Genomic DNA, 6963 nt, shown 5'->3' on the forward strand with positions numbered 1-6963 from the left:
CTCGATCAGGCGATGCCCGCGGCGGCAGCCCCGGCGCGCTCTCCGAGCTGCTTGTCCAGGACCCGGAGCAGGGCGGTCTCGGTGATGAGTCCCTCGACGCGCTCGCGCTCCGTGACCGGGAGGGCACCGATCCTGTGCTCGAGCATGAGCCGCACCGCGTCAGCCACCGGCCGGCGCGGCGCGATCGTCATCACCGCGCGGGTCATCACCCGGTCCACGGTCAGCTTGGCGAGCAGGTAGTTGATCTCCCAGATGGAGAGGCTGGTCGCCGGCGAGGGGAGATTCAGGCGGATATCCCGGTCGGTGATAATGCCCAGCAGCTGCTCCCGCTCGACGACGAGGAGGTGCCGGATCCGATGGCGCTGCATCAGCTCGCGGGCCTCGGCCACGGGCGTCTTCGGGTCCACGGTGATCGGTGACACGCTCATGAAGTCACGAACTCGCATCTTCGTCCTCCTCCCACTGCTGAAAGTACAGGCGGTATGCCTCACGCGACCGGATCGGCCGACAGTGCTCCTTCCGCGCCGCCTGGCGGCAGAGCCGTCGCGCCAGGTAGAGGACCTCCTGGGCCTGAGCCCAGAGGTCCATGGAGTTCGAGTCCAGCACCAGCTCGGCGCCGCGCGACTCCTCGTAGGGCACATCCACGCCGGGGACCGTGGAGCCGGGCTCGCCGGCGCGCTCGTATATGCCCGCGGGTGCAAGCCCACCGTGTCGCTTCCGCTCCCGCTCGATGCAGAGCGGCAGCGGGCAGCGGAGCTCGACCTCGGCGAAGAGCGGGATCAGCGCCCGCGCCAGCTCGCGCCACGCCCTGCGATGCCCGGTGGCGTCGATGACCACGGGGACTCCTGCCTCCACCAGGAGCTTCGCCATGTAGACCAGCGCTCGATACACGATCTCGCGCTCATCCCCGGTATAGGTGGGCTCGGGCGTGAGAACTTTTCGAACCGCGTCGAGCTCGAGCACCCTCACCGCCCTGCCGCGCGCTCTCAGCGCCGCAGCGACCGCCCGGGCGAGCGCGGTCTTGCCGCTTCCCGGTAGCCCTGTGATCCAGATCGCCCAGCTCATCGAGATTAGGTGAGTTGCAACGGGGGTGCCAGGCTATACGTGCTCCAGGACCCTCCAGAAAACAGGGGGTTAGCTCCAGAGGTTCGTCAGACCCGGCCGCTGGCTTGAGGCATCGTCACACCACCCGGGGCGCCCCCACCCCAAGCGGAGCGGCATCCGGGACGCGCGAGCGACGGTCGCTTCAGAACGCCGCGGGCCCCCGCTCCTGACCGCGCCAAAAGCTCTCGCTCGAAGGCTGGCCCCCGAAAGCCTGGCTGACCTCCGAGCCCGGTATGCCCCTCCTTCCGCAGCCTCGGAGGGCAGAGAATGAAAGCCCTTTTCTCCCTCCTGGAGGCCTCGATCCGTCAACACGTCTACAACCCAGTATTCATGCGGGTTGTAGACACTTCTGCATCCGTCAACGTTGACACTTGCACGAAGCGTCTACACCCCAGTGTTTATGCGGCTTGTAGACGTGTTGACGGTTTGATGGCGAAAAGGGGCAGAAAGAGGGGGCGCTCACTGTGGATAATCCACCCCCGATCCGGAACTTGGCCGGTCGGCTGGCGGGTGGCGGGCTGGTCGCTTCCGCCGAGAAGCTGGATCGAGGGGCGACGGAACGCGCCTACCGCCAGGGCCCCACCCGGTGGTCCGGGTCCTCTACCCCTTCTTTCAGACCTCGATCCGTTGACAGCGTTGACAACCCGCATGACTACTGGCCTGGCAACGTGTCAACGCTTGTCAACGCTTCGGGGGCAGAAAACGCAGCCAACGGAGGCGTTGTGTGGATAACCTGGTGCTCGGCTCCAGGACCTGCTCGGCCGACTCATGGGCGGGGGGACAGGACCCGCGTCTCCTTCCGCTCCCCTTGACTCCCCAGCTACCCAGGCCGCCTAGCGCAGCTACCCAGGCCGAGAGCTGTACCACGAGCCCGAGTATGGCAACGGGCGCCATGAGTGACCACGAGGAACCCGTGAGGAGGAACTAACCCGGCGGAAAAGCTCCTTTCCGTCCAAACAAGGGGGGGGCCCGAACGCGCTGACGACCTTCCCCGGATCGACCTCGCCACGGGTCCTGGCATCCCAGAGATGGAAGAGATCCTCGGGCTGAGGTCGGAAGGAGGGCGCTCCCGCGGAGAGTCGCGATCGCATTGCGGAGCGAGGCAGTTTGCCGCTAGGATGAGCGTACTGCCGGACGGTTCCGGCAGCGTACCTCGAGCGTGAGAGGAACCGAATCCCGTAACCGGACCCGACAACAGCGACCGCGCACCGCGGTCGCGAGACTGGCCGCCGTGCCTAAGAAGCTGTCGCGTCTGCACCAGCCAGAGGGGATGTCGTTGGAGGCGTGGCAGACGGCGCTGCGCCGCCAGTTCGGGCCTGAGCAACCATTCCTGCTGAAGAACACCGGTGGCCATCCGCTCTTCTCCGAGTTCGAGGTCACCAACTCCCAGAGCCGGAACACCTACCGGGTCGCGATCCGTGGCAGCGAGCCGGGCAACAATTTCTGCTCATGTCCGGACTTCGCGACAAACACGCTGGGGACGTGCAAGCACATTGAGTTCACGCTGGCGCGTCTCGGGCGGAAACCCGCGAACCGCCACGCGCTCGCCCGCGGCTTTGAGCCGCCGTTCAGCGAAGTCTACCTGCACTACGGGGCCCAGCGCCAGGTGCGATTCCGGCCCCGCGCTGCCGCGCCGGCCGAGCTGACCCGTCTGGCGGCGCGCTACTTCGACGGCGGCGGGACGCTGCGCGCGGAGGCGTTCGCACAATTCGAGACGTTCCTCTCGACGGCGGTCCGCCTCGACCCTGACCTGCGCTGCTACGAGGACGCGCTGGGCTTCGTCGCCCAGGTGCGCGACGCCGAGCGCCGGGACAAGGTGGTCACGGAGGCCTTTCCGCGCGGCATCCGGAGCGCGGCCTTCAAGAATCTCCTGCGTGTGCCGCTCTACGACTACCAGCGTGTGTCGGCGCTCTTCGCCAGCCGCGCGGGTCGTTGCCTGATCGCCGACGACATGGGGCTGGGGAAAACCATCGAGGCGATCGCCGCCGTTGAGATCATGGCCCGCCACTTCGGGGTCGAGCGCGTGCTCGTCGTCTGCCCGACTTCGCTCAAACACCAGTGGGAGCGAGAGATCGCCCGGGTCATTGACCGCCTGGCCCGCGTCATCGGTGGCTTCCGCCGGGGTCGCGAAGAGGGATTCCGGGCGGCGAGCTTCTACAAGATCACCAACTACGATACGGTGTACCGGGACCTCGATCTGATCGCGGCCTGGTCGCCGGACCTGGTGATCCTCGACGAGGCGCAGCGCATCAAGAACTGGAACACGCGCACTGCCCGCAGTGTGAAGAAGATCGCCTCGCCCTACGCCCTCGTGCTCACCGGCACCCCGCTCGAGAACCGACTGGAGGAGTTGCTGTCCATCGTGCAGTTCGTCGACCAGCACCGGCTCGGCCCCACGTTCCGCTTCCTGCACGATCACCAAATCCTCGATGAGTTCGGCAAGGTCGTCGGCTATCGCAACCTCGACAGCATCGGCAAGACTCTGGCACCGGTCCTCATCCGCCGGCGGAAGGAGGACGTGCTCCACCAGCTCCCCGAGCGCCTGGAAAAGCGGTTCTTCGTGCCGATGACGCCGCAGCAGATGGACCACCACGAGGAGAACCGCGAGATCGTGGGAAAGCTCGTGGCGAAGTGGCGGCGGTTCCGGTTCCTTTCCGAGGCAGACCAGCGGCGGCTCTTGATCGCGCTCCAGAACATGCGGATGGCCTGCGACAGCACGTATCTGCTCGACCAGCGGACCGACCACGGCGTGAAGGCCGACGAGCTGGCGACGTTGCTGGAGGAGATCTTCGAAAGCCCGGACACCAAGGCCGTCATCTTCAGTCAGTGGCTCAGAATGCATGAGGTGCTCGTCCGCCGGCTGGAGCGCCGGAAGTGGAGCCACGTGCTCTTTCACGGTGGCGTCGAGAGCGTCAAGCGCAAGGCGCTGATCGACCGCTTCTGCGAAGACCCGCGCTGCCGCGCGTTCCTGTCGACCGATGCGGGCGGCGTCGGCCTCAACCTCCAGCACGCGACGGTCGTGGTGAACGTCGACCTGCCCTGGAATCCAGCCGTCCTGGAGCAGCGAATCGGCCGTGTTCACCGCCTCGGCCAGACGCGGCCCGTGCAAGTCGTGAGCTTCGTGGCCAAGGGCACCATCGAGGAGGGGATGCTGTCCGTCCTGGGATTCAAGCGCTCGCTCTTCGCCGGCATCCTCGACGGCGGCGAGAGCGAGGTGTTTCTCGGCGGCAGTCGGCTCAAGCGCTTCATGGAGAGCGTCGAGAACGTCACGGCCGGTATCCCGGCTCCGATCGTGGAGGAGGCTGCCGAGCCCGCCGCCGCCGAGGAACGCGTCGATGGCGACAGCGACGCGGCGGTCCCATCTGCCGCGCCGCGTCCGGCGGCTGACCCGCTGAGCAGTCTGGTCCGAACAGGTCTCGATCTGCTTGCGGAGTGGGCGGCGGCGGGGACGGGTCAGGCGGCGACCGCAGCGACGCCGTCGCGACTGTTCGAGCGAATCCGTGACGAGCGCTCGGGCCAGAGCTATCTCAAGATCCGGATGCCCGAGCCCGAGGTCGTGGACCGCGTCGCGCAAGCGTTGCAGGCGCTCCTGGAAAGCCTCAAGCCGTGACCCGATGACCTGTCTCAAGAGAGATCCATTGACCAGAATCGGGGCCGGCAATGATGAGCCTGAACCGCCTCGCTCGATCGATCGGTACGTGAATGCCACCGCCGACCGGCAAACCTCCGCGAGCGTCTTCATTCCGGCTTCCCTCGGTACGTCCGCGAGCTACCGAGGGGCCTTAATCCCAAACTACGGAGGCGGTGAAGCTGCTTGACGGGGTCGAGAAGGATTCTGCTGGCTACTCGGCGCACGCGCAACTTCCCGAAAAAACTGGTGGCCCCAACGGGATTCGAACCCGTGTTTTCGGATTGAGAGCCCGATGTCCTAGGCCTCTAGACGATGGGGCCGGACACGACCTGCGGAAAGAACTGGCTGGGAGAGGAGGATTCGAACCCCCACTACGTGGTCCAGAGCCACGCGTCCTACCGTTAGACGATCTCCCAGCGCAGCAATCATTACAGCACACCGAGCAGGAGCAAATCAAGGACCCCCGCGGGAATCCAGCCGCCGGCGGGGGGGCCTCGCCTAGCGGATGGCCCGTTTCAGGGCCTTGCTGGGCTTGAAGCGCGGGACGCGTGCCGCCGGGATCTTGATCAGCTTCCCCGTCCGCGGGTTTCGCCCGTCGCGGGCCGCACGCCTGGCGACGGCGAACGTCCCGAACCCCATCAGCGTCACCCGCCGGCCCCGCTTGAGCGCGTCACGGATCGATCCGACACACGCCTCGAGGGCCCGCGCCGCCGATGCCTTCGTCCCTCCGGATGCCTTGGCCATCGCGGCGATCAGGTCAGCCTTGGTCATTGCCTGCCCTCCCTGCTTGTCAGCCCCGGCTCACGCAACACCTTCCCCATATACCCGAACCCGCGGGGAGGTGTCAACAGGAGCACGAGAGCGCCACACGGCGCTGGCGAGTTACCGGCGAGCAGCGAGGGGCTTGCTATAATGGGGCAGCCCTCGTCACCCACGAAAGGAGCGGTGTACTGTGCGCGTGGTTCCCGTGGACGTCTCCACGATCATCCTGGTCGTTCTGGCACTGCTCTTCACGCTGTTCGCGTACCTGAAGGATCCCGGGCTGCCCGCCATCGGCGCGCTGAACGGGCTCTCGCTCCTCTGGTTCATCCTCCCCCGCTTGATCCCCGCCCTCATCCTGACTGGAATGCTCCAGGTGCTCGTCCCCCAGGAGCTGGTGAGCCGCTACTTCGGGCGCGAGGCCGGGCTCCGCGGCATCGTCATCGCCGCGGTCGCCGGTGTGCTGACCCCGGGCGGCCCCATGGTGAGCGTGCCGCTCATGGTCGCGCTCGCCAACTCGGGGGCCGGGCTCGCCGCGCTCGTCGCCTACATGACCTCCTGGTCGCTCTTCGGGATCCAGCGCATCATCGCCTGGGAAGCCCCGCTCATGGGCTGGCAGTTCGTGATCGTGCGCGTCGTGCCGAGCCTGGCCTTCCCGGTGGTGGCCGGCTGGCTCGTGAAGGTCTTCTACCAGGAGTAGCATGCCGTTCACCGACCTCCGCGAGTTCGTCGCCCATCTGGAACGGCATGGCCAGCTCCGGCGCATCGCCGTCCCCGTCTCGCGCGACCTCGAGATCTCTGAGATCACCGACCGGGTCTCGAAAGGGCCCGCCGGCCAGAACGTCGCCCTCCTCTTCGAGCGCGTGGAGGGGTTCGAGATCCCGGTCCTGATCAACACGTTCGGCTCGGCCCGCCGGATGGCCTGGGCCCTCGGCGTGGAGAATCTGAACGAGCTGTCGGGCCGCGTGGCTGCGCTCCTCGACCTGAAGATGCCGGGCACGTTCTTCGAGAAGCTCAGGAAGCTCGGCGACCTCATGAGCCTCGCCAAAGCCGGGCCGCGGCGCGTCAGCTCGGGCCCGTGCCAGGAGGTGGTAGAGACCCAGAGTCCCTCGCTCAAAGCGCTCCCGATCATCCAGTGCTGGCCCAAGGACGCGGGGCCCTACATCACGCTCCCGCTGGTCTTCACCAAGGATCCCACCACGGGCGCACGGAACGTCGGGATGTACCGCCTCCAGGTCTTCGACGACCGGACGCTCGGGATGCACTGGCAGACCCACAAGGGCTCGGCCGAGCACCACCGCGATGCCGAGCGCGCGCGGAAACCGATGGAGGTCGCCATCGCTCTCGGTGGGGATCCGGCGACGATCTACACCGGCTCGGCGCCGCTGCCGCCGGGGATCGACGAGATCGTCTTCGCGGGCTGGCTCCGCGGAACCGGCGTCGAGCTGGTCCGGTGCAAGACCGTGGAC

6 protein-coding genes and 2 tRNA genes are annotated in these 6963 nt (G+C 67.0%); 3 read left to right on the forward strand and 5 right to left on the reverse strand.

Annotation, left to right across the window (positions count from 1 at the left end):
* Window positions 1–5: 5 nt before the first annotated feature.
* Together HY726_22125 and HY726_22130 are read right to left on the reverse strand one after the other, a co-directional pair.
* Complete coding sequence (locus tag HY726_22125) at window positions 6–446, reverse strand: CBS domain-containing protein (GenBank protein ID MBI4611696.1); 441 nt, start codon at window positions 444–446, stop codon at window positions 6–8.
* Window positions 433–1065, reverse strand: a complete 633-nt coding sequence (locus tag HY726_22130; GenBank protein ID MBI4611697.1) for an adenylyl-sulfate kinase — start codon at window positions 1063–1065, stop codon at window positions 433–435. The genes HY726_22125 and HY726_22130 overlap by 14 nt, the downstream gene beginning before the upstream one ends.
* 1309 nt (window positions 1066–2374) lie before the next feature.
* Between HY726_22130 and HY726_22135 the strand changes: the two genes are divergently transcribed.
* Window positions 2375–4714, forward strand: coding sequence for a DEAD/DEAH box helicase (locus HY726_22135; protein ID MBI4611698.1), 2340 nt, complete (start codon window positions 2375–2377; stop codon window positions 4712–4714).
* 265 nt (window positions 4715–4979) lie between these two features.
* Here the strand turns inward: HY726_22135 and HY726_22140 are convergent.
* From HY726_22140 to HY726_22150, 3 genes are all read right to left on the reverse strand, one after another.
* A tRNA-Glu gene (locus tag HY726_22140) sits at window positions 4980–5055 on the reverse strand.
* Window positions 5056–5077: 22 nt separating this feature from the next.
* A tRNA-Gln gene (locus HY726_22145) sits at window positions 5078–5151 on the reverse strand.
* An 82-nt stretch (window positions 5152–5233) separates the two neighbouring features.
* Window positions 5234–5506, reverse strand: a complete 273-nt coding sequence (locus tag HY726_22150; GenBank protein ID MBI4611699.1) for an HU family DNA-binding protein — start codon at window positions 5504–5506, stop codon at window positions 5234–5236.
* Window positions 5507–5687: 181 nt separating this feature from the next.
* Between HY726_22150 and HY726_22155 the strand changes: the two genes are divergently transcribed.
* Entirely contained in the window at window positions 5688–6194 is a 507-nt protein-coding gene (locus HY726_22155; GenBank protein ID MBI4611700.1) for a permease, read from the forward strand.
* A 1-nt stretch (window position 6195) separates the two neighbouring features.
* Window positions 6196–6963: UbiD family decarboxylase (locus tag HY726_22160; GenBank protein ID MBI4611701.1), on the forward strand; the 768-nt coding region annotated here is incomplete at its 3' end.

This window comes from Candidatus Rokuibacteriota bacterium (assembly GCA_016209385.1).
GTDB lineage: Bacteria > Methylomirabilota > Methylomirabilia > Rokubacteriales > CSP1-6 > JACQWB01.

What these genes read in the sequence shown, in the direction of transcription:
- HY726_22125 (MBI4611696.1), bottom strand. Translation starts at nt 446, where the DNA reads ATGCGAGTTCGTGACTTCATGAGCGTGTCACCGATCACCGTGGACCCG.
- HY726_22130 (MBI4611697.1), bottom strand. Translation starts at nt 1,065, where the DNA reads ATGAGCTGGGCGATCTGGATCACAGGGCTACCGGGAAGCGGCAAGACC.
- HY726_22135 (MBI4611698.1), top strand. Translation starts at nt 2,375, where the DNA reads ATGTCGTTGGAGGCGTGGCAGACGGCGCTGCGCCGCCAGTTCGGGCCT.
- HY726_22150 (MBI4611699.1), bottom strand. Translation starts at nt 5,506, where the DNA reads ATGACCAAGGCTGACCTGATCGCCGCGATGGCCAAGGCATCCGGAGGG.